Source organism: Methylobacterium sp. WL9, assembly GCF_008040035.1.
Classification (GTDB): Bacteria; Pseudomonadota; Alphaproteobacteria; order Rhizobiales; family Beijerinckiaceae; genus Methylobacterium; species Methylobacterium thuringiense.
In genome coordinates, this window is the sequence record NZ_VRVE01000002.1 from 151330 (window position 1) to 178199 (window position 26870).

Annotated in this window: 27 protein-coding genes and 1 tRNA gene; 9 read left to right on the plus strand and 19 right to left on the minus strand. The window is 68.6% G+C overall.

Annotated elements, in window-relative coordinates:
* The first annotated feature begins 112 nt into the window (after positions 1-112).
* Positions 113-189: transfer RNA gene (locus tag FV217_RS01705), tRNA-Pro, on the plus strand.
* A gap of 24 nt (positions 190-213) precedes the next feature.
* Positions 214-525: an ETC complex I subunit gene (locus FV217_RS01710; protein ID WP_147813661.1), complete on the plus strand. Its 312-nt coding sequence runs from the start codon at positions 214-216 to the stop codon at positions 523-525.
* 9 nt (positions 526-534) lie between these two features.
* Here FV217_RS01710 and FV217_RS01715 read toward each other — a convergent pair whose 3' ends face one another.
* The 4 genes from FV217_RS01715 to FV217_RS01730 all read right to left on the minus strand — a co-directional run bounded on the left by FV217_RS01715 (position 535) and on the right by FV217_RS01730 (position 3725).
* On the minus strand, positions 535-999 hold the full coding sequence (locus tag FV217_RS01715) for a nucleoside deaminase (RefSeq protein ID WP_147813663.1): 465 nt from the start codon (positions 997-999) through the stop codon (positions 535-537).
* 19 nt (positions 1000-1018) lie between these two features.
* On the minus strand, positions 1019-2086 hold the full coding sequence (locus FV217_RS01720) for a spore photoproduct lyase family protein (protein WP_147813665.1): 1068 nt from the start codon (positions 2084-2086) through the stop codon (positions 1019-1021).
* 11 nt (positions 2087-2097) lie between these two features.
* Positions 2098-2946, minus strand: coding sequence for an SHOCT domain-containing protein (locus FV217_RS01725; RefSeq protein ID WP_147813667.1), 849 nt, complete (start codon positions 2944-2946; stop codon positions 2098-2100).
* A 143-nt stretch (positions 2947-3089) separates the two neighbouring features.
* Positions 3090-3725, minus strand: a complete 636-nt coding sequence (locus tag FV217_RS01730) for a hypothetical protein (RefSeq protein WP_147813669.1) — start codon at positions 3723-3725, stop codon at positions 3090-3092.
* A 394-nt stretch (positions 3726-4119) separates the two neighbouring features.
* Here FV217_RS01730 and glgX point away from each other — a divergent pair, with 394 nt between their 5' ends.
* From glgX to FV217_RS01745, 3 genes are all read left to right on the plus strand, one after another.
* A complete protein-coding gene (gene glgX / locus FV217_RS01735) occupies positions 4120-6399 on the plus strand; it encodes a glycogen debranching protein GlgX (RefSeq protein WP_147813671.1) in 2280 nt (759 codons plus the stop codon).
* A gap of 286 nt (positions 6400-6685) precedes the next feature.
* A complete protein-coding gene (locus FV217_RS01740) occupies positions 6686-8296 on the plus strand; it encodes a histidine kinase famiy protein (RefSeq protein WP_147813673.1) in 1611 nt (536 codons plus the stop codon).
* 13 nt (positions 8297-8309) lie between these two features.
* Positions 8310-8627 (plus strand): plasmid stabilization protein, encoded by a 318-nt coding sequence (locus tag FV217_RS01745; RefSeq protein ID WP_147813676.1) that lies wholly within the window; start codon positions 8310-8312, stop codon positions 8625-8627.
* Positions 8628-8648: 21 nt separating this feature from the next.
* On the opposite strand, the gene FV217_RS01750 is transcribed toward FV217_RS01745, so the two are convergent.
* Together FV217_RS01750 and FV217_RS01755 are read right to left on the minus strand one after the other, a co-directional pair.
* Positions 8649-9758 carry a helix-turn-helix transcriptional regulator gene (locus tag FV217_RS01750; protein ID WP_147813678.1) on the minus strand — a complete coding sequence of 370 codons (1110 nt, stop codon included), beginning with the start codon at positions 9756-9758 and terminating at the stop codon, positions 8649-8651.
* A gap of 249 nt (positions 9759-10007) precedes the next feature.
* Positions 10008-11222 carry an NADP-dependent isocitrate dehydrogenase gene (locus FV217_RS01755; RefSeq protein WP_147813680.1) on the minus strand — a complete coding sequence of 405 codons (1215 nt, stop codon included), beginning with the start codon at positions 11220-11222 and terminating at the stop codon, positions 10008-10010.
* A 161-nt stretch (positions 11223-11383) separates the two neighbouring features.
* On the opposite strand from FV217_RS01755, the gene FV217_RS01760 reads away from it, so the two are divergent.
* On the plus strand, positions 11384-12517 hold the full coding sequence (locus tag FV217_RS01760) for a WcbI family polysaccharide biosynthesis putative acetyltransferase (RefSeq protein ID WP_147813682.1): 1134 nt from the start codon (positions 11384-11386) through the stop codon (positions 12515-12517).
* A gap of 106 nt (positions 12518-12623) precedes the next feature.
* Here FV217_RS01760 and FV217_RS01765 read toward each other — a convergent pair whose 3' ends face one another.
* Positions 12624-13139 (minus strand): hypothetical protein, encoded by a 516-nt coding sequence (locus FV217_RS01765; RefSeq protein ID WP_147813684.1) that lies wholly within the window; start codon positions 13137-13139, stop codon positions 12624-12626.
* A gap of 113 nt (positions 13140-13252) precedes the next feature.
* On the opposite strand from FV217_RS01765, the gene FV217_RS01770 reads away from it, so the two are divergent.
* The gene (locus FV217_RS01770; RefSeq protein ID WP_147077143.1) at positions 13253-13801 is read left to right on the plus strand and encodes a formaldehyde-activating enzyme; all 549 of its coding nucleotides are present in this window, start codon (positions 13253-13255) and stop codon (positions 13799-13801) included.
* Positions 13802-13846: 45 nt separating this feature from the next.
* Here the strand turns inward: FV217_RS01770 and FV217_RS01775 are convergent, their stop codons facing one another.
* Positions 13847-14620 (minus strand): TraX family protein, encoded by a 774-nt coding sequence (locus FV217_RS01775; protein WP_187272396.1) that lies wholly within the window; start codon positions 14618-14620, stop codon positions 13847-13849.
* A 34-nt stretch (positions 14621-14654) separates the two neighbouring features.
* Here FV217_RS01775 and FV217_RS01780 point away from each other — a divergent pair, with 34 nt between their 5' ends.
* On the plus strand, positions 14655-15404 hold the full coding sequence (locus FV217_RS01780) for an RNA methyltransferase (protein WP_147813689.1): 750 nt from the start codon (positions 14655-14657) through the stop codon (positions 15402-15404).
* A gap of 84 nt (positions 15405-15488) precedes the next feature.
* A complete protein-coding gene (locus FV217_RS01785; RefSeq protein WP_147813692.1) occupies positions 15489-15845 on the plus strand; it encodes a hypothetical protein in 357 nt (118 codons plus the stop codon).
* Between the two features lie 21 nt (positions 15846-15866).
* Here FV217_RS01785 and FV217_RS01790 read toward each other — a convergent pair whose 3' ends face one another.
* The 11 genes from FV217_RS01790 to FV217_RS01840 form a co-directional block, all read right to left on the minus strand.
* Entirely contained in the window at positions 15867-16223 is a 357-nt protein-coding gene (locus tag FV217_RS01790) for an MmcQ/YjbR family DNA-binding protein (protein ID WP_147813728.1), read from the minus strand.
* A 5-nt stretch (positions 16224-16228) separates the two neighbouring features.
* Positions 16229-16471, minus strand: coding sequence for a hypothetical protein (locus FV217_RS01795; RefSeq protein ID WP_147813694.1), 243 nt, complete (start codon positions 16469-16471; stop codon positions 16229-16231).
* Positions 16472-16638: 167 nt separating this feature from the next.
* On the minus strand, positions 16639-17652 hold the full coding sequence (locus FV217_RS01800) for an NAD(P)-dependent alcohol dehydrogenase (protein ID WP_147813696.1): 1014 nt from the start codon (positions 17650-17652) through the stop codon (positions 16639-16641).
* Between the two features lie 63 nt (positions 17653-17715).
* Entirely contained in the window at positions 17716-18261 is a 546-nt protein-coding gene (locus FV217_RS01805) for a L,D-transpeptidase family protein (protein WP_147813698.1), read from the minus strand.
* A gap of 62 nt (positions 18262-18323) precedes the next feature.
* The gene (locus FV217_RS01810; RefSeq protein ID WP_147813700.1) at positions 18324-19613 is read right to left on the minus strand and encodes an aminotransferase class I/II-fold pyridoxal phosphate-dependent enzyme; all 1290 of its coding nucleotides are present in this window, start codon (positions 19611-19613) and stop codon (positions 18324-18326) included.
* A 130-nt stretch (positions 19614-19743) separates the two neighbouring features.
* Entirely contained in the window at positions 19744-20127 is a 384-nt protein-coding gene (locus FV217_RS01815) for a response regulator (protein WP_147813730.1), read from the minus strand.
* 213 nt (positions 20128-20340) lie between these two features.
* Entirely contained in the window at positions 20341-22083 is a 1743-nt protein-coding gene (locus FV217_RS01820; RefSeq protein ID WP_147813702.1) for a bifunctional protein-serine/threonine kinase/phosphatase, read from the minus strand.
* Between the two features lie 62 nt (positions 22084-22145).
* Positions 22146-22991: a formate/nitrite transporter family protein gene (locus FV217_RS01825; protein ID WP_147813704.1), complete on the minus strand. Its 846-nt coding sequence runs from the start codon at positions 22989-22991 to the stop codon at positions 22146-22148.
* A gap of 148 nt (positions 22992-23139) precedes the next feature.
* Entirely contained in the window at positions 23140-23445 is a 306-nt protein-coding gene (locus FV217_RS01830; protein WP_147813706.1) for an alkylphosphonate utilization protein, read from the minus strand.
* A gap of 136 nt (positions 23446-23581) precedes the next feature.
* Positions 23582-24811 carry an HWE histidine kinase domain-containing protein gene (locus tag FV217_RS01835; RefSeq protein WP_147813708.1) on the minus strand — a complete coding sequence of 410 codons (1230 nt, stop codon included), beginning with the start codon at positions 24809-24811 and terminating at the stop codon, positions 23582-23584.
* Between the two features lie 353 nt (positions 24812-25164).
* The gene (locus tag FV217_RS01840) at positions 25165-26796 is read right to left on the minus strand and encodes an AarF/UbiB family protein (RefSeq protein WP_147813732.1); all 1632 of its coding nucleotides are present in this window, start codon (positions 26794-26796) and stop codon (positions 25165-25167) included.
* Positions 26797-26870 lie beyond the last annotated feature (74 nt).

Genomic DNA, 26870 nt, shown 5'->3' on the forward strand with positions numbered 1-26870 from the left:
GGCCGTGCCGGACGGGTTTTTCATGGGCTGGTTTTTCATGGGACGTTCGCGTCTGCCGCTGCTTGCCCCAGCGGAGGCAAAATCGTACGTCCGTCTCAGCGCGCGAGCGTGTCGGGGTGTAGCGCAGCCTGGTAGCGCATCTGGTTTGGGACCAGAGGGTCGTAGGTTCGAATCCTATCGCCCCGACCATTTTTTCCGGAGAGCCTCCGTCCGATGTCGAGCGCCCGCATCTTCCGCCCTTCGAAGGATGCCTCGCAGTCGGGGATGGCCCGCACCAAGCAGTGGCTGCTCGAATTCGACCGGACCAGCGCCCGCGAGGCCGACCCGCTGATGGGCTGGACCTCGTCGTCGGACATGCTGCAGCAGGTGCGTCTGGAATTCGACACGGCTGAGGAGGCCATCGCCTACGCCAAGCGCGAGGGCATCGCCTATCGGGTCGAGACCCCGCGGCCCCAGACCGTGCGCAAGGGCTTGTCCTACTCCGACAATTTCAAGTTCAACCGCACGGCGCCCTGGACGCACTGAGCGCGGTCTTCAGCTCCGATCCCGGCGCGCGGCCCAGTCCGCATAGGGCGCCGTCTCGCCCACGGGCGGCAGATGGCGCACCTGCATCGGTTGCTCGGCCGGCGGCAGGCACAGCTCCGCGTAGATCGTCGCGCTGCCCGCGCCGTGGGCTTCGGCTTCCTCCGCCGTGAAGGCGAAATAGGCCTCGCGGATGCCGGCGAGCCGCATCGCGGCGTGGCACATCGGGCAGGGCCGGCCGCTGGCGTAGACGATGCAGTCGTCGAGCACCGGCCGCCCGAGCACGCGGCCGGCCTCGCGCAGCGCCAGGGCTTCGGCATGGGCCGTCGGATCGTTGGTCGCGTGGACCTGGTTCGCCGCCCGCGCGATCACTCGGCCGTTTCGCACGATCACGGAGCCGTAGGCGGTACCACCCGCCGGTATGTTGTCGCGGGCGAGCGCGATGGCTTCGCGCAGGAACGTCTCGTGATCGCTCATCGAAAACTCCGGAAAAGAATCAGAAGGCGTAGCGCACCGTGCAATACGGCATCCGTTCCGCCAGCAGCGCCTTGAAGCGGGCGAGCCATTTCCCCTTCCAGCCGGTACGGTAGCGCAGGTTCTCGCCGCCGCCCTCGGAGCGCTTGGCCTCCTGGATGTCGGGCCGCCAGAGGAGGTCTTCCGCCCGCGGATGCCAGCCGAGGTTGACCGCGTGCAGGCCCGCATTGTGGGTCAGCAGGATGATCTCGCATTTGAGTTGCGCCTTGGCCGCGTCGGAGATGGTGCCGTCGATCTCGTCGAACAGCGCGCGCCAATCCGCCTCCCAGCCCTCGTAGAGGATCACCGGCGAGAAGTTCACGTGGACCTCGTAGCCCGCACGCAGAAAGTCATCGATCGCGGCGATGCGCTCGGCGATCGGGCTGGTGCGCACGTCCACGACCTTGGCGATCCGCGCCGGCATCAGCGAGAACCGGATCCGCGTCTTGCCCTGCGGCTCGTAGGCGAGCAGGTCGCGGTTCACCGCCTTCGTCGCGAACGAACCTTTTGCGTTCGGGATGGTGCGAAACAGCGCGACGAGGTCGCGGACATTGTCGCAGAGCATGGCGTCCACCGAGAGATCGCCGTTCTCGCCGAGATCGTAGACCCATAGCGCCGAATCGACCTGATCGGGCTCGGTCAGCGGCCCCTGTTTCTCGGCGTGGCGGCGGATGGCTTCACCGATGGCCTCGGTGTTGACGAACAGCGAGATCGGGTTCGCGAAACCCTTGCGGCGCGGCACGTAGCAATAGGCGCAGGCCATGGCGCAGCCGTTCGAGGTCGAGGGCGCGATGAAATGGGCGCTGCGCCCGTTGGGCCGCAGGGCGAGCCCCTTCTTCACGCCGACGACGAGCGTGGTGCGCTTGATGCGCAGCCAATCCTCGATCGCGCCCGCGTTGCCGTGGAGGGAAGGGATGTTCCAGTGCGAGGGCACGGCAATGCGCTCCACATCCGGAAAGCGCGCGAAGATCTCCCGCCCCCGGGCAAACTCCGCGACGGCGGGCTCGTGGTAGATCCTTTGAATGTCGACGAGGTCGCGCTGCGGGGTCATGCGGCGAACCGTCAGAGCCGCGCCAGCAACTCCGCCTTCTTCCCCGAGAACTCCTCGTCGGTGAGGATGCCTTTGCGGTGCAGCTCGGCCAGCCGCTCCAGGGTCGAGATCACGTCGGTCTGCGGGCTGGCCGATGTCGGTGCGGAAGCGGGCCGGGGACGTTCGGGCGGGCTGGCCTGGCTCGGCGCGTCGTCACGGCTCGGAGCGTAGGCCGGGCGTGGTTCGGGAGCCGGGGGAGGGGAGTATGACGGCGCCGTGCGCGCAGGCTCGTTCGGCTTCGGCTCGCTCTGTGCCTGCGTCTGGCCGACCGGCGTCAGGTCGTCGAGCGAGATCACCCCGTGCGGGCCGCTGAAGCGGACACGCGACGTGCCCGATTGCTGCTGCGAGGCGCCGGTGATGACGTGGTCGCCGGTGTCGTAGAGCGCGACCCGTCCGTCGGTCTCGACGGCGAGCCGGCGGCTGTCGGGAAACCAGGCGTAACGGGTCGAATTCTGCGACCCGACGCTCGAGGCCCGCCCGAGGCCCTCGGGCCAACAGTTGCCCGAAGACCCGCTCGACGACTGGCTCGTGGAGAAGCTCTGCGACCGGCGCGGCGCCAGCTCCGGCAGGGCGGCCGAGAGGTCGTCGCAGAGCGCGGTCACGCGGGCCTTCAGGCCGTGGTCGTTCATGCGGCCGACCATGACCATGCCGCCGGAGAACCACTGGCCCATGCCGCCGAATTCGGGATGATCGAACTGCGCCATGCGGCCGCCGCCGGACTCGAGCGCCTGCAGCATGTGCCGTACCGCCTCCGGGCTGACCCCATGCTTCTCCGCCAGAGCGCGCAGGCTCGCGGCGGTGTCGGAGGGGTCATCGGTCATGGCGCGATCCTGCTGGAAGTTGCCCCCTTATCGCGCCGATACGGCTCCGGTGGAACCGGGCTTGGTGTCTCTCGCGAAGCTCCGGGCCATCGGGAATGCTCGCCCTGGCCACGACCGTGCAGGGCAAGTTTCGTAGGAGGCGCTCAAGCGTGGCCCTGCGCCAAATCGATCAACCGCCGCGCCAGGGCGATCTGTCCGGCGGGTGCGGCCGGCGCGTCGCGGGTCACCGGATGCCAGGCGCCGTCGCGCCAGCTCATGGTGAGCGCCTCGACCACGGGCACGAGGGGCACCGGACGCTTGGCGAAATGCGCCCGCCGGATCGTCTCCGGCATCGAGCGCCAGGCCGCATCGGCCTGCGCCAGCCGGTCCTGCTCGCGGAGGGTCGCGAGCGACTGGCCGTTCTCGTCCCAGGCCTCGATCCCGCGCATGGCGGGACCGATCTTGTCCGTCCAGCGGAAGGCGCTGCCGACGCTCTGGGCGTAGCCGGCGCGGACCAGCGCGCGCATCGCAGCTTCGTAGGCGGCCGGCGGCGTGAAGGGGGTGCGCTCGGACGACAGGCGGTCATGGCCGCAGCCCAGGGTGAGGAACGAGCCCAGCACGGCCTGCAGCGCCGCGTCGCCGTCGATCCCGGCGGAAGCCAGCGCGCCCGGCATGGCTTCGGCATCCATGGTCAGGGCGTGGCGGCAGTACCAGTCCTCATCCGGCTTGTCGGCGCGGGGGACGGGGGCTGCGAGACCGAAGCCTTTCAGGACCCGCGTCGCCTCCTCGAAGGCTGGCATGGATTCATGGTAGTAAGTCGCGCCTTCGGCGCCCGGTCCGACCTCGTGGTCCGATCGCGTCAGATGGCAGGCGATGGCCGCCGCCAGCTCTCCGCACAGACGCCCCAGCGCGCTCCCCAACGCAACAACCGCCACCACGACCAACTCCGGCTCGCCGAACGCAACTCGGCGGGACCATAGCGGCGCGAAATGAATGAACGCTTAGGCATGGCGGCCACATGGCTGAGCGGAAAAGACGTGCGGGCGCGGTGGCTTGCTGCGCTGCAGCGGAATTCTGCCCGTCAACCCTGTCGGCCGCAGCATATTTTCGCGTTGCGGCGGAGCTTCACCGCAACGTGAGCGTTCCCACCTCGAATTCGGCCGCCCGCGTGTTGCGGCCGCCAGCGGAGACACCATGGCCGACGCCAAGAGCACCCAGACCGATGGACCCGCGAAGCCGCGCGTCACGCGCTCGCGCATCCGGGAGGGCTCGCCCCACCCGCGCGGCGCGACCTGGGACGGCCTCGGCGTCAACTTCGCCGTCTTCTCGGCCCATGCCACCAAGGTCGAACTCTGCCTGTTCGACGATGCCGGCGAGAAGGAGATCGAGCGGATCGACCTGCCCGAGTACACGGACGAGGTCTGGCACGGATACCTGCCCGACGCCCGCCCCGGCACGATCTACGGCTACCGCGTGCACGGCCCCTACGAGCCGAAGGCCGGCCACCGCTTCAACCACAACAAGCTGCTGATCGATCCCTACGCCAAGGGGCTCGTCGGCTCGATCACCTGGAATCCGGCCCTGTTCGGCTACCAGATGGAGACCGGCGACGACCTGACCTTCGACGATCGCGACAGCGGACCCTACACCCGCCGTTGTCAGGTGATCGATCCGGCCTTCACCTGGGGCCGCGACGTGAAGCCGAACGTGCCGTGGGAGAAGACGATCTTCTACGAGACCCACGTCAAGGGTTTCACCAAGCAGCACCCGGCCGTGCCGGAAAAACTTCGCGGCACCTATGCCGGCCTCGGCACCCCCGCCGTGCTCGACTACATCAAGAGCCTCGGCGTCACCTCGGTCGAGCTGCTGCCCGTCCATGCCTTCGTGCAGGACGACTACCTGCAGGAGAAGGGCCTCACGAACTATTGGGGCTACAACACGATCTCGTTCTTCACCCCCGCCCGGCGCTACGCGGCGGTGCCGGACTTCGCCTTCTCCGAGTTCAAGGAGATGGTCGCGCGCATGCACGGCGCCGGCCTCGAGGTGATCCTCGACGTGGTCTACAACCACACCGCGGAAGGTAACGAGAAGGGTCCGACGCTCTCCTTCAAGGGCATCGACAATTCCTCGTACTATCGGCTGATGCCGAAGGAGCCGCGCTACTACATCAACGACACCGGCACCGGTAACACCTTCAACCTGTCGCATCCGCGCGTGCTGCAGCTCGTCACGGATAGCTTGCGCTACTGGGCGACGGAAATGCGGGTCGACGGCTTCCGCTTCGACCTCGCCACCATTCTCGGCCGGGAACCGTACGGCTTCGACGAAGGCGGCGGCTTCTTGGACACCTGCCGTCAGGACCCGGTGCTGAACTCCGTGAAGCTCATCGCCGAACCTTGGGATTGCGGCCCCGGCGGCTATCAGGTCGGCGGCTTCCCGCCCGGCTGGGCCGAGTGGAACGACCGTTTTCGCGATGATGTCCGTGGCTACTGGAAGGGCGATGCGGGCCTGCTGCCGTCGCTCGCGTCCCGCATCACCGGCTCGGCCGACAAGTTCAACAAGCGCGGCCGCCGTCCCTGGGCCTCGGTCAACTTCATTTCGGCCCATGACGGCTTCACGCTGGCCGACACGGTTTCATACAACGAGAAGCACAACGAGGCGAACGGCGAGGGCAACCGCGACGGGCACGGCCACAACCTGTCCTACAATTTCGGCGTCGAAGGCCCGACCGACGATCCCGAGATCAAGGCCGTGCGGCTTCGCCAGATGCGCAACATGCTGGCGACGCTGTTTCTCTCCAAGGGCACGCCGATGCTGCTCGCCGGCGACGAGTTCGCCCGCTCGCAGAAGGGCAACAACAACGCCTATTGCCAGGACAACGAGGTTTCCTGGATGGACTGGGAGGCGATCGGTGCCGACGAGCGCGATCTCGCCGAGTTCACGCAGCGCCTGATCCTGCTGCGCAACGCCCTGCCGATGCTCTCGCGCGGCCGCTTCGTCACGGGCGCCTTCGACGAGGAATTCGGGGTCAAGGACGTCACCTGGCTGACGCCCGCCGGCACCGAAATGGCGCCGGAGAACTGGAACGACGGCAATTCGCGCTCTCTCGCGGTGCTCCTCGACGGCCGGGCCCAGGCCTCGGGCATCCATCGCCGCGGCGGGGACGCCACGCTGCTGCTGTTCTACAATTCCTATCACGACGTGGTCGACTTCACGCTGCCCGAGCTGAAGGGCGGCGTCGCCTGGACGCGTATCCTCGACACCAACCTGCCCGACAGCCAGGAGCTGGCGAGCTTCGGCATCGGCGACAGCTACACCGTCACCGGCCGCTCGATGCTGATGTTCGTGCTCAAACCCGAGGAGACGTCGGGTCCCGACAACTCCGAGATGGAGCGCTCCTACCAGCACGTCATGCAGGCCTTCGAGCGGGCGCATGTCGAGAGCGTGAGCTTCGGGCTCGACGGGGAAGCGTAGTCGCCGGCATTGCGCGCAGCGAAGTAATCCCGGGGCGGCTCGCGACGTCGCGTGTATGCCTCGGGATTGCCTTGCTTGGAGCACCGGCCGCAAAAGTGGTCGTTGGTGTTTTGGAAAAGCCGATGCTTCGACCTGGGTAACTGTGCCGGACGACAAAGCCGTGCCCGGTCCGTTCATCGCATCGAACCATCGATCGACACGACTTCATGTTCCGACTACTTATTTGTCGGTTGCGCCGGCGGGGCTGAGGAACGGCGCGCTCTCTCCGGAGGGGATGGAAGAGCCTATGGACGCGTCTCCCGAGAAGCCGGCGAGTTTCGCGCGCCCCGTGATCGTGGAGCGCGCCGGCCTGGATATCCAGCGGCCCGAGGGCAACGTCTTCTTCGCCGCCGTCGAGATGACGCGGATGCCCATGGTCATCGCCGACCCGCGGTTGCCCGATACGCCGATCGTCTACGCCAACAGCGCCTTCCTGACGATGACCGGCTACGTCCATGACGAGGTCGTCGGCCGCAATTGCCGCTTCCTGCAGGGGCCGGCGACCGATCCCGAGGCCGCCGCCAAGATCGCCCGCGCGATCGAGGCGCGCCGGGAGGTCGCCGTCGAGATCCTGAACTACCGCAAGGACGGCTCGGCCTTCTGGAACGCGCTGTTCATCTCGCCGGTCTTCGATGCCTCCGGCGAGGCGGTGTACTTCTTCGCCTCGCAACTCAACGTCTCCCGGCGCCGCGATGCCGAGGATGCGCTCGGTCAGGCGCAGAAGATGGAGGCGCTCGGCCAGCTCACCGGCGGTATCGCGCACGACTTCAACAACCTGCTGCAGGTCATCCTCGGCTATGTCGACATCGTTGCCGCCGGGCTCGACGACCCCGGGGCGGACCGGGCGCGCCTCGGCCGCGCCACCGACAGCATCCGCACTGCCGCCGAGCGGGCGGCGACGCTGACGCAGCAGCTGTTGTCCTTCGCCCGCAAGCAGCGGCTGGAGGGGCGGCCGGTCGACCTGAACCAGCTCGTCGAGAGCATGGGGGAACTCGCGGGGCGGACGCTGGGCGAGCAGGTCGCCATCGAGACCCGGCTCGCTCCCGATCTCTGGACCTGCCGGATCGATCCGGCCCAGGCCGAGGTCGCGCTGCTCAACGTCCTGATCAACGCCCGCGACGCCATGCCGAAGGGCGGCCGGCTCGTCATCGCCACAGAGAATCTGACGCCGCAGGAGGCGACCGCCACGAGCGGCCTCCCCGGCGGCCGCTTCGTCAGCGTCGCCGTCACCGACACCGGCAGCGGCATCCCGCCGGAGCTGCTGGCGCGGGTGATGGACCCGTTCTTCACCACCAAGGAGGAGGGCAAGGGCACCGGGCTCGGCCTCTCCATGGTCTACGGCTTCGCCAAGCAGTCGGGGGGCACCGCTCAGGTCTCGTCGGTGGTAGGCGAGGGGACGACGGTGCGGTTGTCCTTCCCGGCGAGCGCGGACGAGGTCCCGAAGGCTGTGCCCGTCCCGCCGGAGGCCGAGCCGGCCGGCACCGAGACGGTGCTGATCGTCGACGACCGCGAGGACGTGGCGAACCTCGCCAGGACGATCCTGCGCGATTACGGCTACACGACCCTCACCGCCGCCGACGGCCGCGAAGCCCTGCAGGTGCTGGAGACGTGCTCCGACGTCGCGCTGCTGTTCTCCGACCTGATCATGCCCGGTGGCATGAACGGCGTGATGCTCGCCCGCGAGGCGCGGCGGCGGCGGCCCGACCTCAAGGTCCTGCTCACCACCGGCTACGCCGAAGCCAGCTTGGAGCGAACTGACGTGGGGGGATCGGAGTTCGAGATCTTGAACAAGCCCTATCGCCGCGCCGATCTCGTGCGGCGGGTGAGGAACACGCTCGACGCCGCCACGGGCGGCTGAGCCGGAGATGGCCATGCCCCGCGGAGACAAGTCGAAATACACGGACAAGCAGGTCCGCAAGGCCGAGGCGATCACCGAATCCTACGAGAAGCGTGGGGTGCCGGAGGCCGAGGCCGAGGCCCGCGCCTGGGCGACCGTCAACAAGGACGACGGCGGCGGCAAGCATCCCGGCGGCTCGGGGCGCGGCAAGTCGACCGGCCACCCGGCCGCGCACAAGGGCGGCCGCAAGGGTGGCGCGGCCTCGTCCTCGCGCACGGCGGAGGAGCGCTCGGCCTCGGCCAGGAAGGCGGCGGCCACGCGGAAGAGAAACGCGGAATCGAAGGCAGGCTGAGGGTCGGGTAGTCCGCGCCCCTCAGGCCTCGTCGGATCGCACGAGGCTGAGGCCGGAACCGAGGCGGACGAGGTCGATCTGCCCCTTCATGCCGGTCTTGGCGTAGATCGACTTGAGCTGGGTGCGCACCGTGCTCTCGCTGATGCGCTGGCGCACGGCCAGCGTCTCGACGGTCTCCCCGGCGACGATGGCGCGGGCGACCCGCGCCTCCGCGGCGGTCAGGTCGAACAGGCCCTGGAGCAGGTCCGCATCCGGCCCCTGCGCCTGCTTCTCCACCGGCGTCAGCACCAGGATGAAGGCGCTGCCGGTGAACAGGTCGCGGGCGATGCCGCGGACCGGCACGAGATGGGCGACCAAGGCGGGGTCGGAATCGCGCTTCGGGATCGGGATCGAGCGCGGCACCTGGCGGCGGGTGGCGTTGAGCGCGGTGGCCAGCAGGTCGTCGGCATCGCCGTCGGCGAAGGCCACCCGCGCGCTGCCGTCGCGCACCACGCGCGGCATCAGCCCTTCGAGGAGGGCGTTGGCGGCCTGGAGCCGGAAATCCCGAGAGACGATGCCGGCCGGCAGGCCGAGCAGCGCCAAGGTCTCGACGGCGGCGCGGGCGCGTTCGAGGCGGAGCCGGCCCGAGATCAGCGCGGCCCGGCCGAGATGCGGGCGCACGCTGTCGAGCAGCTCCACCGATGCCTCCGGCACCGGGCCGTTGCGGTAGGCGCGCTCCACGCTGAACACCAGGGTGTCGCCCGTGCTCATCGGGAAGGCGGTGGCCGTGGCCCAACCCAGTCCCTGCGGGCGCAGGAACTGGTTGATGAGGGGGTCGTTTTCGATCTCCTTGGGCGAGTAGACGTCCTTCTCGACGATGAAACCGGCATGGCGCGCCTTGAGCACGGCCGGTGTGCGGGTGTTCCGCTCCGGCCAGCCCTGCTCGACGAAGCTCTCGACGAAGCCGCTCAGCCCCTGCGTGCTGATGAAGCGGAAATCGGTGGTGTCGGCGGCGAGCAGGATCGTGCCGACGCCGCCGGCGATGTCGGTCATCGAATCGAGCACGGAGGTCCACGATTCGGGGACGACCGAGGCCTCGTAGATCTTGTCGGTGATCGCTTCGATGTCGAAGCGCCGTGTCGCGCTCGCCATGCGCCGGAGCCTGGGTTTTGCCCCCGCGAAACGCGATGGGATCGCCTCAGGTTAACCGTTGTCGCCGCCGGCCGCCACCGTTGCGGGCAAGATTGACACAAAAATCGCTACGGTTGTTCAAGGCCATCTGAAGTCGAGCCGGGCCGACGCAAAGGAACGGCCCGGTCGAGCCGGACAGGCTCTGCGGTCACCGGCCGGGACCAGTGTGGGCGTCATCGATTGAATACATGATAACGCCCGCCTGGATCTTCAGACGCCCATGGCGGTCTTGAGGTTGGCGTCGACCTTGTCGAGGAAGCCGGTGGTGGAGAGCCATTTCTGGTCCGGGCCGACGAGGAGGGCGAGGTCCTTGGTCATGAAGCCGGACTCGACCGTGTCGACGCAGACAGTCTCGAGCTTCGTCGCGAAGCTCGCCAGCTCGGCATTGCCGTCGAGCTTGGCCCGGTGGGCGAGGCCGCGGGTCCAGGCGAAGATCGAGGCGATGGAGTTCGTCGAGGTTTCCTTGCCCTTCTGATGCTCGCGGTAGTGGCGCGTCACCGTGCCGTGCGCGGCCTCGGCCTCGACGGTCTGGCCGTCCGGCGTCAGCAGCACCGAGGTCATTAGGCCGAGGGAGCCGAAGCCCTGCGCCACCGTGTCGGACTGCACGTCGCCGTCGTAGTTCTTGCAGGCCCAGACGTAGCCGCCCGACCATTTCAGCGCCGAGGCGACCATGTCGTCGATCAGGCGGTGCTCGTAGGTGATGCCGAGCGAGACGAAGCGCGACTTGAACTCCTCCTGGTAGACCTGCTCGAACAGGTCCTTGAAGCGCCCGTCATAGGCCTTGAGGATCGTGTTCTTCGTGGAGAGGTAGACCGGGTACTTGCGGGCGAGGCCGTAGTTCAGCGAGGCGCGGGCGAAGTCGCGGATCGAGTCGTCGAGGTTGTACATCGCGAGCGCGACGCCCGGCGCCGGGAACTTGAACACCTCCTGCTCGATCACCGTGCCGTCGTCGCCCTCGAACTTGATGGTCAGGCGGCCCTTGCCCGGAACCTTGAAGTTCGTGCAGCGGTACTGGTCGCCATAGGCGTGGCGGCCGATCACGATCGGCTGGGTCCAGCCGGGCACGAGGCGCGGCACGTTCTTGCAGATGATCGGCTCGCGGAAGATCACGCCGCCGAGGATGTTGCGGACCGTGCCGTTCGGCGACTTCCACATCTCCTTGAGCTTGAACTCTTCGACGCGCTGCTCGTCGGGGGTGATGGTGGCGCATTTCACGCCGACGCCGTGGCGCTTGATCGCCTCGGCCGCATCGACCGTGACCTGGTCGTCGGTGGCGTCGCGGTGCTCGATGCCGAGGTCGTAATAGTCGAGGTCGAGATCGAGGTAGGGGTGGATGAGCTTGTTCTTGATCTCCGCCCAGATGATCCGGGTCATCTCGTCGCCGTCGAGTTCGACGACCGGATTCGCCACCTTGATCTTCGCCATATCGCTTCCCCGCTGGAGCGCTTCCCGCCGAAATCGATGCCGGGCCGGCCCGGGGAAGCGCGAAAGAACAATGACCGGATCCCCTCCGGCGCGCGCCGCGGGTCAGGTCGGAACCCGCTATAACGCGGTGCACCAAAGGCACAAAGCGATCGTGGCACCGGATGCGCGCACGGACCGGCGATCCGGGCCGCGCGCTGGCGCTCCATGCCCTCCCACGCCGCTCGCTCGACAGGCGGCCCGCGGTAATTGCCGGGCGGCGGGCGTCATGCCAGAAGCGCCCGATGCTGATGATGGACGTTCTGTCCGATGTCCGGCGCAGCCTCCTGTCGCGCGGCTCGGAGCGGCGGGCGCGCCGAGCCGGCCTCGGCCGGACACCCCGAATCCTGGTGATCGGCACCTGCCAGGGGTCGGCGGTGGCCCAGGCGATGTCGCTGCTGCTGCCGGACGCCGCCGTGACCGGCCTGTCCGCCTTCACGCTGAACCGGCGGTTTCCGCGCTTGGCGGACCTCCTCGCCGAAGCGCGCCGCCACGACTTCGTGTTCACGAACCACTATCTGCCGCCGTTCCGGGATGGCGGCGACCTGCTGGGGCTGCTGGCCGAGACGCGGGCCGTGCTGATCCCGAGCGTGGTGTTCGCCGCCTTTCACCCCGATCAGGTTCGCGTCGGCATGGACGAGCGGCGGCCGGCCTATGGCGGGCTCCTGAGCCCGATGGGGCACGCCCATTCCGCCCTCGCCCTGTTCGGTCATCTCGAAGGCGTCGGCCTCGACGGAACCCTCGGGCTCTACGACGGGCGCATCTACGGCGAGCTCGGCTACTACGATCAGTGGAACGCCTCGGCCGAAGGCCTGCGCGTCCTCGGGGCGCAGGCCGGATACGATTTCGATGCCGACCTGATCCGCTGGAGCCGCCGCGGCTGCTTCATGCATTCGGACAACCATCCGAAGATGTACGTCGCCGCCGACCTCGCCCGCGGCCTGCTCGACAAGGCCGGAATTCCCTACGTGCCCTGCGATCTCGACAGCTATCTCGCGGACACCCTGATCGCCGGCGGGACCTGGCCGGTCTATCCGGACATTGCCCGCCATTACGGCGTGCCGGGCAACACCCTGTTCTTCAAGGTCGAGACGCCGCGAAGCGGCCCGGCGCGGACCATGACCCTGCGCGCCTTCGTCGAAGCGAGCTTCGCCCGCTACCGGACGGTTCCGGACGAAGCGCTCACCTGCGCGCGCGTCGCGGCCTGGCGGGCCGATCCTGCGATCCGCGGGATGCTCCGCGCCGCCGCCGGCCGCTAGAGCGCTTTCCGACCAAGTGGTTGCCGGTTGGTCGAAAGAAAGCGCGTTACGACAATCGCTGAGAGACGCCGGCCCGATGCAGTCGGGTCGGGTACGGCTCTCAGCCTCAGCCACGCTGCAGTCCCGGCGGCCGGGTGCGCAGGCGCAGGCCCAGCCAGACCAGGATCGCCAGCGCCACGCAGTTGAGTGCGACGGTGATCTCCTCCCGCGGCGCCAGCGAGAGCGCATAGCCGCCGCTATGCACCGGATCGAGCTGCCAGCCGAAGACGAGGCTGCCGTCGGCCCGGCTGCGGACGAACAGGTCGGCCAGTATCCAGCCGCTGGAGGCGATGCGGAAGGTGAGCGACGCGCCCGTGAACCAGACCAGTTGCGCCAGCTGCACCGGCAGCGACAGCGCGTAGCCCCAACGCCGGTCGAACCAGAGGGCGACGCCCGCGACGACGCTCGCCGCGAGAACGAGCCCGATGATCAGCACGCCGGGCAGCAGCGTCAGGGGCACGGCGAATCCGGTCTGGCCGAGATCCCGGAGGAACCCCCAGAGACCGTTGATCCCGCCCCAGATCTCGACCAGCGCCACCGTGTAGCGCAGGCCGTCATGCTCGTGTCGCGACTGTCGGGTCATGGCCGCGAGGCCTTACCGGACGGACCCCGTCCGCGCCACCCGCATGGCCCTGGCCCTGGATTTCGTGCATCAGCGCAACAGGTTCAGGCCATTCCCATTTCCAAGGAGACATCATGAGCGACCGTATCATCCTGCGCGCCGGCGAGGCCCTCGTCGCGGGCGGCGCGCCGAACACGGCGGCCGAGCCCGAGGTCATCATCGGCGAGCTCGACGGGCCGGTCGGCACCGCGCTCGCCACCCTGACCGGCGATCAGGTCGTCGGCCATTCGCGCGTGTTCGCGCTGCTGAACACCGACATCATGGTCCGCCCGGTGACGCTCTGCGTCTCCAAGGTCAGCGTGACAGAGAGCAAGTACACCTCGATCCTGATGGGCACGGTGCAGTTCGCCATCGCCAACGGCGTCCTCGACGCGGTCCGCGCCGGCTACATCCCCAAGCACAAGGCCAACGACCTCGGCATCATCTGCTCGGTCTGGCTCAGCCCCGGCGTGATCGAGGCCGAGACCGTCGACCACAAGTCGCTGTTCGAGATCCAGCGCAAGGGCATGTGCGAGGCGATCCGCAAGGCCATGACCAACGAGCCCTCGATCGATTGGCTGCTGGAGAACCAGGACAAGATCACCCACAAATATTATCAGATGGGTCTCGACGGTAAGATCTGATTTTTCTTTCGAGAGTTGCGCCGCCGGCTTTGCTGGCGGCGTTTTCTAGGAACCGATGGCGAATCCGGCCGCGCGTAGTCCTACCAACGCCAGCAGGTGCCCCGGATAGAACGCGTGCAGCGCGTAGCGCGGCAGGAACCGCGGCCGCCCCTGCAGCCCCATCGCGAACAAAACAATCGCGGCAACGCCAACAAGAATCGTCGCCGCATCGAACATCGCCGACGGCAACGGTGCTTCGCCGCGCGGATGCCAGCCATGGACGTTCAGCGCGAAGATGACGGCGACGAGCCAGGCCACGCCGCCCGCTCGCCCGGTCAGCGCCAGGAGGAATGCCCCCGGCACCAGCACGCCCGCGAGGCCGAAATCCACGCCGGTCTTGGCGAGGCTCGGCAGCAGCAGCACGCAGGCGAGCCCCGCCGCCAGCACCGCATGCCGCCACGCGCCGGCCTTCGCGAGCCACACCGCGAAAGCCGTGCCGGCGGCGAGGGTGACCAGAATGCTCGCCTCCGTCGTCCCGTAGGGAAAGGCCGTGGCGTAGATCGGTTGGGTCGGCACGGCGATGAGGAGCAGCGTCAGCACGTAGCGGCCGGGATCATGGCCGCGGGCGAGATGCAGCGCGGCGGCGAGGCAGAACAGCGGGAACGCGATCCGTCCGAGCCGCCAGAGCGGAACCGCGTGGCCGTCGAGCAGGATCGTGTCGACATGGTCGCCGATCATCAACACGGCCGCGACGAGCTTGATCGCGTCGAGCGGTGCGCCCTCCAGGCGCGAGCCCAAGGTTTTCCAGAAGCCCGTTTCGGTCGAGCCCGCGTCGGGCATGGCGCATTCCCCCGGTCCGTGCGAGAGGCCCGGCATGTCCGGTGCCGCCCCCGTCATCATCCTGGTCGAGCCGCAACTCGCCGAGAACATCGGCATGACCGCCCGCGCCATGGCGAATTTCGGGCTGGCCGAGCTGCGTCTCGTCGCGCCCAAGGGCGGTTGGCCGAAGAAGGGCGTGCGCGAGGCGGCGTCGGGCGCCGTCCATGTCCTCGACGGCGTCACGATCCACGCGACGCTCGGCGAGGCCATCGCCGACCTGCAATACGTGGTGGCGACTACCGCCCGCGAGCGCGGCCAGATGAAGCGCGCCTACGCCCCCGACGCGGCCATGGCCGACGTCGCCGCGCGGCAGGACACCGGACAGCGGGTCGGGATCCTGTTCGGGCGCGAGCGCACGGGGCTGTCGAACGACGAGGTTTCGCTGGCGGATGCCATCGTCACCTTTCCGGTCTCGGACGAGTTCTCCTCGCTCAACCTCGCCCAGGCAGTGCTGCTCGTCGCCTACGAGTGGCGCCGCGCCGCCGGCCTCGCCCGCCAGCCCTTCGACGGTGCGATGACGGCCCCGCCCGCGAGCCGCGAGGCCGTGCTCTCGCTGTTCGAGAGCCTGGAGACGGCGCTCGGCCGGGCCGGGTTCTACCCTCCCGAAAAGCGTCTCGGCATCATCCGCAACATGCGCGACCGGCTCCACCGCATGGCGCTGACCGAGCAGGACGTGCGCACGTTTCGCGGGGCCTTGCGGGCGCTGACGCGGCGGGCGAGGCGCGATCCGATCGATCCGGCGTGAGCGACCGGCCGAGTCCGCCGCATCGTCAGGGTGCGGCCGACGCGATAAGACGTGAGCGCTCTGTACCATGCGAGGAAGCGGCACGTGACGCTGGCTGAACGGGTTCGCGCTGCGGCGGCCAAGGGACGTCGGCTGGCGGAAGCCTTTCCCGGCGCGACGAAAGCCGACGACTTACCCTGGAAGGTGATCGAGGCCTTCGATTCGGACGTACGCCCCAATGTCGAACGGGATCGGCGGATCGAGGACGAACGCGATCGGGTCCTCATCGCGTCCGTAATCCTTGCGGAAAGCGACGGGGACGACGTCGCGACGGCACGGCAGCATCTCGTCGGTGCGATCGACTACCTGGAAGAATCGGTGCTGCGCTTCGGGCGGGTGAACCAGGCGGCCACCCGGCTCGGCTACGGACAGGTCGGTGATCGACTGTCGAAGGGGCAATGACGCCGGCCGCGAGATGCGCCTCTACGGATCGAGGACGAGCCCGTCGTATCGGGCGACCAGCCCCGGCGGCGCGGTGGTGCTCCAGGCGCTGAGGAGCGCCCGGCGCAAGACATCCTCCTCGGCCGCGTACAGGGCGAGGCTCGTCCAGCCGCGACTGCCCCAATTGCCCGGGACCGTCTCGAAAGAATCGGGCTCGGTCTCGACCAATGTGGCTTGGGTCTCGCGTGTCAGCCGCACGACGAGGCGCTCCTCCTCCGTCCAGAGCGTCGCGTAGACCCGGCCCCCGACCCGGAAATCGGGATGCCCCTGGTGGGCCCCCTCGACCGTCTCGGGAAGCAACAGCGCGAGTGCGCGCACGTCCTCCGGCAGGCACGGCACGGCTGTCAGCCCGAACTGCCCGTCGGGGCCTGCCACGACACGCCGGGATGCTCACGCACGTCGCCGGCTTTCGTGCCGGTATCCGCGTCGCTGACCCAGTCTCCCGGCTCGACGACGTCCTCGATCGTGTCCTCGGGATAAGCCGCCTCGAGAAACAGCCGCGCTTCGCCCTCGGCCGCAGCCCTCACCGTGATCAGCGGCTTCTCGCCGTTCGGCCCGCGGACCTTCGCGATGAACAGGGTCGTCATTGACAGGAATCCTCCGGCGGCTGGGTCTGCCGCGCCGGGTCGTCAACGCGTTGCCCTTCCGGGCGGTCCCATGGCGTGAACGCGCTTGCGCTTCGTGGGTCGCCAACCGAACTGGGCGGGCTGCCCCGCGAGTCGGCGTTATGCTGGCTCATCGGCTGACTCGCGCGCTACGCGATCGCCACCACGATCTTCCCCACATGCGCGCCCTCGCCGAGGGCCGCCAGCGCCTGCTTCGCCGCGTCGAACCCGAACGTCCGGTCGATCACCGGCTTGATGGCGTGGAGCGCGATCACGCGGTTCATGTCCTCGAACATCTCGCGCGAGCCCACGGCGACGCCACGCACGAGGCAGCTTCCGCCGAGGATGGCCAACGGGTCGATCGGCTCGCCCTGGGCGAGGAGACCGATCAGGCCGACATGGCCGCCCGGCCGGGTGGAGGCGATCGACCGGGGCAACGTGCCGGTGCCGCCGATCTCGACGACGTGGTCGACGCCGACGCCGCCGGTGAGGCGGCGGACCTCCTTCTCCCAGTCGGGATGCTCACGGTAGTTGATGGTCTCGTCCGCGCCGAGGCCCTTGGCCTTCTCCAACTTCGCGTCGCTTGACGAGGTGGCGATCACCCGTGCGCCGGCCGCGTGGGCCAATTGAATCGCGAAAATCGAGACGCCGCCGGTGCCGAGCGTCAGAACGGTCTCGCCGGCCTTCAACGGCTTCGCGCCGTAGAGCGCGTTCCAGGCGGTGACGGCGGCGCAGGGGAGGGTCGCGCCTTCCTCGAACGAGAGGTGGTCCGGCAGCGCGACCAGGCCCTCCTCCGAAAACACCTGGAACTCGGCGAGCACGCCGTCGACGGCGCCGCCGAGCGCCGTCTGCCACATGTCCGCGACCTGCGCCCCGCCGAGCCAGGACTGCGAGAAGATGCCGGCGACGCGCTCGCCGCCCGCGAAGCGCCGCACACCCGGACCGACGGCGACGACCTCGCCGGCCCCGTCCGAGACGGGGATCAGCCGGTCGAGGTTCACCGCGAACGGGTACTGGCCGTTGGCGATGAGCAGGTCGCGGTAGTTGAGCGAGGCGGCGTGCATCCGCACCAGCACCTGACCGTGACCCGGCTCCGGCTGCGTACGCTCGGCCAGCCGCCAGCTGTCGAGGCCGTCGGCGGAGGACATTTCGTAGGCGCGCATGGGGGGGCTCCTGGTCTTCGGGCTGTCGTGCGTGCCCTGAAGGTAGGCGCCGATCCCGTCAGGTCACGGCCTGATCTCGATCGGCGTGTCGACGTCGACGCGGGCGTAGATCGCCTCCATCTCGGCGTTGCTCACGCCGACGCAGCCGCTGGTCCAGTCCATCAGGCGGTGCAGGCTCCCGGTCCAGCCGAGCCCGTTCATGATGCCGTGGATCATGATGTCGCCGCCGGGCTCCTCGCCCCGTGCCGCCGCCGCGTCCCGGTCAGCCTGCTCCGGGTAGGAGACCTTGAGCGACAGGTGGGCGACGCTCGCCGGGTTCCTGTATTCCACGCGGTAGCGCCCCTCGGGCGTGCGCCCGTCGCCCTCGCGCTGCTTGTGGCCCACCGGCGTGAAGCCGAGGGCGACCGGATAGCTCGCGAGCACCCGGCCGTCGCGCAGGAGGGTGAGGCGGCGTGCGCCCTTCTCGACACGGACGAGGTCTGCGCGCTCGGCCTCGGGGGCGAGGGGCGGCTCGGTGCGGAAGAGCTGGAGGTAGTCGGAGGCGACGACGGCGGAGCCTGCGAGGATCAGGAGGCCCAGTACAACGCCGACCGTACGCCGCTTCCGCATGTGTCCCTTACCCCATCGCTGCGCGCCGACCCTCCCCTGCAGAGCGGGGAGAGGTCGGCGGCCTACGAAACCCGCGCCAGCGCCTGCTCCAGATCCGCGATCAGATCCTCGACGTTCTCCAGCCCGACAGACAACCGCACGGCCTCCGGACCGACCATGGCGGCAGCCTTCTCGTGGCTCTGCAGCTGGCGGTGCGTCGTGCTCGACGGGTGGATCGCGAGGGATTTGATCTCGCCGATATTGGTGAGGTGCGAGATGAGCTCGAGGCTCTCGATCACCGTGCGGGCCGCCGCCTCGCCGCCCTTGAGGGCGAAGGTGAAGATCGAGCCCGGGCCCTGCGGCACGTAGCGCGCGGCCATGGCCTCGCCCTCCTGGCCGGGCAGGGCCGGATAGCTCACCCAGGCGACCGCCGGGTGGTCCTTCAGGAAGGCCGCGACGATTTTCGCGTTCGAGCAGTGGCGCTCCATGCGCAGCGGCAGGGTCTCGATGCCGGTCAGCGTGAGGAAGGCGTTCATCGGCGAGAGGCCGGGGCCGAGGTCGCGCAGGCCGAACAGCTTGCAGGCCGAGGCGAAGCAGGTCTCGGGAAACTTTTCGGAGAGCACGATGCCCTCGTAATCGGGCCAGGGATCGTTGATCAGGTTGTAGCGCGAGCCCTGCGCCGCCCAGTCGAACTTGCCGGCATCGACGATCATGCCGCCGATGGTCAGCCCCGAGCCGCCCAGGAACTTCGAGGTCGAGTGGATGACGATGTCGGCGCCGTACTCGATCGGGCGGATGAGGGCGGGCGAGGCCAGGGTGTTGTCGACGACGAGGGGCAGCTTGTGGCGGCGGGCGACGTCGGCGATGCCGGCGAGGTCGACCACGCTCGCGCACGGATTGACGATCGACTCGCAGAAGATCGCCTTGGTCTCCTGCGTGATCTGCGCCTCGAAGGCCTCCGGCGTGAAGTCCTCGGTGAATTGCGGCTTGAGGTCGTAGCGGCCCTCCAGCCGGCGCATCAGGCCCAGCGAGCCGCCGAAGAGGCGCTTGGAGGAGACGTAGGCATCGCCCGAGCGCATCAGGGTCATCATGACCATCAGCACGGCCGACTGGCCGGACGCGACCGCGACGCCGGCCTTGCCGCCTTCGAGCCCGGTCACCCGCCGTTCGAGGGCCGCCACCGTCGGGTTGGAGCCGCGCGAATAGGAGAAGCCGGTCCGACGCATCGCGAAGATGTCGGCGGCCTGCTCGGTAGATTCGAAGACGAAGCCGTTGGTGAAATAGATCGGCTGCACCCGCGCTCCCGTGGCGGGATCGGGCGAGGCGCCGGCATGAACGGCCTGCGTGGCGAAGCGGTGTTTTTCGGTGGACATCTTTTGGACAGTGTCGCGAAACGGCGCGCGCCTCAAGGAGGTGCGTCGCACAATGCTACTCAAACAACGCCCGCAGCCTGTTGCGCGCCGGCCGAAGACCGGTCGCGAACGGGCGTTGTGTGAGGATCACTCAGGCTGCCCCGACGACCGCGCGCAGGGTGCGCACCAGTGCCGAGGGCTGGTAGGGTTTCGAGATGAAGCGGGCCCCGTCGGGCATGTCGTTCGGGCCGGGGAATCCCATGCCCGACACGACGAGGACCGGGATCCCGGGCCAGCGCCGGGAGACCAGCCGGGCGAGGGCGAAGCCGTCCATCGACCCCTGCGGCATGTCCACGTCGGTCATCAGGACGCCGACGTCGGTGCGGCCTTCGAGAACCGTCAGCGCCTTGTCGGCATGGGCCGCTTCGAGAACGGTGAAGCCGGCCTCCGCCAGCGTATCGGAGGCCTCCATCAGGAGGAGTCCGTCGTCTTCGACGAGGAGGACGACGGGGTGCTCGGACGGGTCGTCTGTCATCAGCGACGGTGACGCTCTCATACTGCTTCTGTCTGCGCCCTAAAGGCGGCCCGCTTCGAGGTCAAGGACGCCAAAGCGCCGGTTTGTGCACTGCAGCGCCCAGCGCAGCGCTATCGCATTGATTTTGCGAGAGCCCCGAGCGGGACTGTGTGGAGCAACAAAACGTGATGACTCCGATCGCGGTTTTCGCCGGGCCGGACGGGCTTCGATCGCTCATCGCGGCGGCCAGAACACGCGATCGGCCAGCAGGGCGAACACCACGACGGCCAGGATCAGCGAGAGCCCCTGCCAGAAGATCAGCGGGTTGCGCTCCAGCAGCGGCAGGCTTCGCGTGTCGGCGAGGACCGGGTTCGGGTGACGCAGGTCGTGCAGGAATTCGGAGAGGACGGCGTAGCGCCTCTCCGGGTTGGGATGCACGGCCCGGCGCAGCGCGCCGTCGACCCAGACCGGGAGCGTCGGCCGGCTCTCGCGGGCGGAGACGTAGCGCAGCTTGCGCTGGCTCGCCCGGGTCCAGGCGCGGGCGGCGCTGGCGCCGTAGGGCAGCCGGCCGGTCAACAGCTGGTAGGCGACGACCCCCACCGAGAAGATGTCGGAGCCCGGCGTCGCGGGGTCGCCCAGGAAGCATTCCGGCGCGGTGTATTGCAGTGTGCCGAGCATCGCCTCGTCCGCGACCGGCGGCTCGGCCTCGATGACGCCGGCGACCTTGGTGGAGCCGAAATCGATGATGCGCAGGGTGCCGCCGGCATCGACCAGGATGTTCTCGGGCCGCAGGTCCCGGTGGACCATCTCGCGCCGGTGGAAGGCCTGCACGCCCCGGGCGATCTGCCCGACGAGGTTGCGCACGGTCTCGAGACCGGGCTCGCGATGGTCGGCCATCCACTGCGTCAGGGTCTGGCCGTCGACGTAGTCCATGGCGACGTAGAGGTGGCTGCGCCGCCGCGTCTGCGGGTGGGCCTTCAGGACATGCAGGTTGTCGATGCGCCGGGCGATCCACTCCTCCATCATGAAGCGCCGCAGGTAGTCGGCGTCGCCGCGCAGGTCGACCGAGGGCACCTTGAGCGCGACCATGGCGCCGGTCGCGGCATCCCGGGCGAGATAGACGTGGCTGCGGGCGCTGGCATGCAACGGGCGCAGGATGTCGTAGCCGTCGAAGCTGGTCGGCGGTTCGAGCACCGGCGCCGGAGCGAGCTGATCGAGGCTGCCCACGATATCGAACGGCTCGGCGGGCGGCAGCGCGTCGATGCCCACGATCTGGACAGTCAGATTGTCCGAACTGCCTGCTTCGTAGGCAGCATCGACGATGGCTCGGGCGGCATTCTCGAAATTGCCTGCGCAAGCGGCAATTGCCGCAACGATCGCCTTCGCCGAGACATGCTCGTGCACGCCGTCCGTCGTGAGCACGAACACGTCGCCGCATTCGATCGGGACGGCGAGATGATCGATCTCGACATGCGCGTTCACGCCGAGGGCGCGGCCGAGATAGGATTCCTCGGAGGACACCACGACCCGGTGATCCTCGGTCAGCCGTTCGAGCGACGCGCCCGAAACCCGGCAGATCCGGGCATCGCCGACATGAAAGAGGTGGGCGGTGCGGGCCTTCAGCACGAGCGCGCTGAACGTCGTGACGTAGCCCTTGTCGCGGTTGTCGGCATGGCGGCCGCGGCGGGTTTCGGCGTGGAGCCAGGAATTGGTGGCGGTGATCACCCGCTGCGCCGAGGTCTTGACCGTCCAGGTCTCGGGCGTCCCGTAATAGTCGTCGAGGAAGGTCTTGACCGCGGTCTCGGCGGCGGCCCCGCCGACCGCGCTGCTACTGATGCCGTCGGCCAGCGCTACGGCGATGCCCTTGAGGCCGAGATCGGGCTGGCGCGGCACCAGGGCGCCGTGAAAATCCTGGTTCGCCGCCTTGCGGCCGCGCGCGCTGTGCTGGCCGATGGAGACGGTGAGTTCGGGCGGCATGAGCAATCGCCGAGAGTGGCCCCGGCCCGTGCGGGCCGAGGCATCGAGAACCGGCGTCCCGATTAGGCCGCGAGGCGGCGCGGGCTGGCGGCGACGGCAGCCGGGCCGCGCTTGGCGCCGGTGCGGACATGGGTCGAGTACAGGGTCAGGCCGGTGAAGGCGAGGCCGCCGACGAGGTTGCCGAGCACGGTCGGGATCTCGTTCCAGACGAAGTAGTCGTAGATCGAGAAGTTGGCGCCGAGCATCAGGCCCGCCGGGAACAGGAACATGTTCACGACCGAGTGCTCGAAGGTCATGAAGAAGAACAGCATGATCGGCATCCACATGGCGATCACCTTGCCGCTGACGTGGGTCGAGATCATCGCGCCGACGACGCCGGTGGAGACCATCCAGTTGCAGAGCATGCCGCGCACGAAGATCGTCAGCCAGCCCTGCGCGCCATGCTCGGCATAGCCGAGGGTGCGCTTCTCGCCGATGCCGGCGATGAACTGTGCGACCTTGTCCGGCGGGCTCGAGAATCCGTAGGTGAAGACGATCGACATCATCACGGCGACGGTGAGCGCGCCGAGGAAGTTGCCGAGGAACACGAGGCCCCAGTTGCGCAGGACGCCGCCGAGGGTGACGCCGGGGCGCTTGTCGAGGAGCGCCAGCGGCGCCAGCACGAACACGCCGGTCAGCAGGTCGAAGCCGAGCAGGTAGAGCATGCAGAAGCCGACCGGAAACAGGGCCGCGCCGACGATCGGGATGCCGGTCTGCTGGTTGATGGTCGTGGCGAACACCGCGGCGAGTGCCAGGATCGCACCGGCCATGTAGGCGCGGATCAAGGTGTCACGGGTCGACATGAAGACTTTGGATTCTCCGGCGTCGACCATTTTGATGACGAATTCGGAGGGCGCGAGATAAGCCATTGTTGTTCCCTGGCGGCGTCGGTCGAGCCGAAAGACATGCGAAAGATGAGCGGGGCACCCGCGAGCGCCTACTCTGCGGGCATCACGCCCACAGCGTGCCGCAGAATGCATCATCCATGCCGAGCCTTGCCGCGCGGGCTGCGGGTGTTCAGCGCTTGCGGACGAATTCCGTGCGCAGCACGAGGCCCTTGATCGCGTCGTGACGGCAGTCGATCTCTTCGGGGTCGTCGGTGAGGCGGATCGTCTTGATGACGGTGCCCTGTTTCAGGGTCTGGTTTGCGCCCTTCACCTTCAGGTCCTTGATCAGGGTGACGGAATCGCCATCGGCCAGCAGGGTGCCCGACGCGTCGCGCACCTCCCTCCGCGCGGCGGCGGCCGGGGCCGTCGCGGCTGGGGCCGGACCCCACTCGCCGCTGGCCTCGTCGTATACCCAGTCGTCGTCCGCGCCGGCCACGTGCAATCTCCGCCTCGAAGAGCGGACCTTGTCGCGGTAGCGCGGGTGAACGGCAAGCCGTCATCGCGACAAGCCGTCATCGCAAAACGCGCTCGCGATGACGGCGAACCGGTTCGCCCGGTTCGCCCCTTGCCGGTCAGGCGGTCGCGGCCGGCACCACGACGACGTTGGCGGCGGGGGCCTGCATGGTCAGCACGACCCCGTCCTCGGGGAATTGCAGCTTGGCGCTGCCGCCGAAGCTGTGGACGAGGCTGCGCTCGATCAGCCGGGTGCCGAAGCCGACGCGGGTCGGCGGCGCCACCTGCGGCCCGCCGACCTCTTCCCAGCGGAAGGACAGGCGTTCCTCGCCCTCGACCATCGCGACGTTCCAGCCGATGACGACGCGGCCCTCGGGCTTCGACAGCGCGCCGTACTTGGTCGCGTTGGTGCCGAGCTCGTGGAGAATCAGCGCGAGCGTCAGGCCGGGGCGCGGCCCGAGCGTCACGTCGGGACCGTCGATGACGAAGCGGCCGGGCTCGCCGTCGCTGTGCAGGGCCACGGCGGTGTCGACGAGGCCGCGCAGATCGGCGCTCGACCAGGCGCCCTGCATCAGCACGTCGTGGGCATGGGCCAGCGCCTGCAGCCGGGCGCCGAGCGCATCGCCGGCCTCCTCCAGCGAATGCGCGTTGCGCAGGGTCTGCGTCGCCACGGCCTGCACCATGGCGAGGGTGTTCTTCACCCGGTGCGCCATCTCGTGCATCAGTACGGTCTGCCGGGCTTCGGTCTGCTTGAGATCGGTGATGTCCCGCGAGACCGCGAGGATGCGCTCGGGGCGGCCGTCGTCGCCGTTCATCGGAGCGAGCACGATGTCCCACCACAGGGTTTCGGCCGGGGCGCCGGTCTCCAGCGCCGCCTGGAAGCGGCAGCTGCGGCCGGCGCGGGCCTGTTCGAGGGCGGCGAGCACCGCGTCGCGGCTCTCCGGCAGCTGCCAGACGTCGATCCAGGGCCGGCCCACGACATGGGCGAAGCTCGTGCCGCCGAAGACCGGGACGGCGACCTCGTTCATCGAGATCAGGCGGCCCTCGACGTCGAGGACGGTGATGCAATCCGTAGTTGATGCCAGGACCCGCCGGTTGAACTCTTCGCTGGCGCGGAGCTGGGCGTTGACCTCCTCGGCCTCGGCGGAGCGGGCGACCTCGGCCTCAGCGCCGGTCCGGCCGGCGGTGGAGCGGGACGCGCCGGCCTCGTCCGCGCGGCGGCGCTCACCGGTCACGTAGATGCCGTCGGGGCCGGGCGGCCGCTCGGCGAGCAACTTGCGCAGGTAGGCGTTCTCGGCCTCGAGAATGGCCTTTCGGCTGGCGCGGAACGGCCCCGCGGAAAACGTCATGGTCTCAAGCACCGGAGCCCCCTGAGGCGACGGGCCGACCCTCCCACGGAGTCGCGCAGCCGCCGCGCTTCATGCGCCGACGGGCGGGTGGGGATCTGCTCTCCTAGCTTCGGCGGGGCGACGGCTTCTTGTCCGTTTCTGTCCCCGTCGCGCTACCTAAAGGCATCCCGCGATTCGGTGCATGACAGATCATATCACGATACCGCAGCCTCGCAAGTGAGGGTTGCAGGTTTCGTAAATGTTAAACAGCTGACTATGCAATGAATCGGGTCGCGACGATTTTATCCATCGCGGGCTCGACTCATGATCGCAGTGTGCGCTGCAACCTCGGCGAGTCGAGCCGCCGCGAAGACTCAGCGGTTACGCCCAAGCAGCACCAGCCAGCCGATGCCGACGACGGAGACGGCCAGCGCGATCAGCACGAAGACCGGGGTGCCGAGATCGATCAGCCGCGGCGCGAGCTGCATCGCGAAGGCGGCGACGACGAGGCCCACGGCGACCCGCGCCGCGCCGCGCTCGATGCCGCGCACGAGCTTGTCCATGCCCTTCAGCTCGATCTCGACGGTGACGCGGCCCTGCTTGAGCCGCACCAGCAGCAGGTGGATCAGCGTCGGCAGCTCGGAGGCCGCACCGTAGAGGCCGGAGCCCAGCGCCTCGGCCTTCTTCATCAGCGCCTTGGCCGAGAACACGCTGCGCATCGAGGCGCGCACGGTCGGGCCGGCGGCGGAGAACAGGTCGAAATTCGGGTCGAGCTGGCGCATCACGCCGTCCGCCGTGACGAGACCTTTAAAAAGAATTGCTAAATCGGTCGGCATCGCGAGATCGTTCTCGCGGGCCATGGTCATGAAGTCGGTGAGCACGAGCCCGAGATTGAGCGGGATCGAGGAATGCGCCTGCACGAAGTTCTGCGCGCTCTGCTCCAACTTCGTTAGATCGGGCGTGGTCGCGCCGGTCCAGTCGAGCAGCGTCGCCATCAGGCCGTCGACGTCCTGCTTCAGCATGGCGCCGATCAGCACCAGCAGCTGCTGCCGCCGCTTCTGCGAGAGCCGGCCGACGATGCCGAAATCGATGAAGCCGATGCGGTTGCCCGGCAGGATCAGCAGGTTGCCGGGATGCGGGTCGGCGTGAAACACGCCCTCGATCAGCGCCATGCGCAGGAAGGCGTCGCAGCCCTTCTGGGCCAGCGCCTTCTTGTCGGCACCCATCTCGCGCAGGCCCGCGGCGTCGTTCGGCGAGACGCCGTTCACGAATTCCTGCACCAGCACCCGCTCGGAGCACCACTCCCAGTGGATCTTCGGGATCAGGATGTCATCGCGGCCCTCGAAGATCCCGGCGATCATCTCGCAGTTGCGGGCCTCGTTGAGCAGGTCGAGCTCGCCGTTGATGCCGGCGGCGAGGTGCTTCATCTGCTCCTGCGGCTGGTAGCGGGCCATCTCCGGCCACTCGGTCTCGACGATGCGCGCGCCGTGACCCATCAGGCGCAGGTCCGCCTCGATGATCTTCTTCAGCCCCGGCCTCAGAACCTTGACGACGACGTCCTCGCCACTCTTCAGCCGCGCCCGGTAGACCTGGGCGATCGAGGCCGAGGCGATCGGGTTCATGTCGAACTCGGCAAAGATCTCCTGCGGCGGCGCGCCGAGATCGGTCTCGAGCTGCGGCCCGATCATCTCCCACGGGATCGGCTTGACCTGGCTGTGCAGCTTCTCGAGCTCGTCGGTCCAGACCGGCGAGAGCAGGTCCGGCCGGCTGGCCAGGATCTGCCCGAACTTGATGAAGGTCGGCCCAAGCGCCTCGATCGCCCGGCGCAACCGCTCCGGCTGCGACAGCCGGGTCACGTCGACCCGCGGCGTGCGCCGGGGGATCAGCGGGATGTTGCGGAGCCCCAGGCGGTCCACGGCCTTGTTCAGGCCGAAGCCGATCAGGACCGAAGCGATTTCCGACAGGCGCTGACGGTCGCGCGCGGCAACGAAGGCGGTCTTCAGCATGAGGTTGGGATGGACCCGGCCGCCCGGATTGGCAAGCACGGGTGAAGGGTCACGAGGGTGGGGCTTTTTTGGGG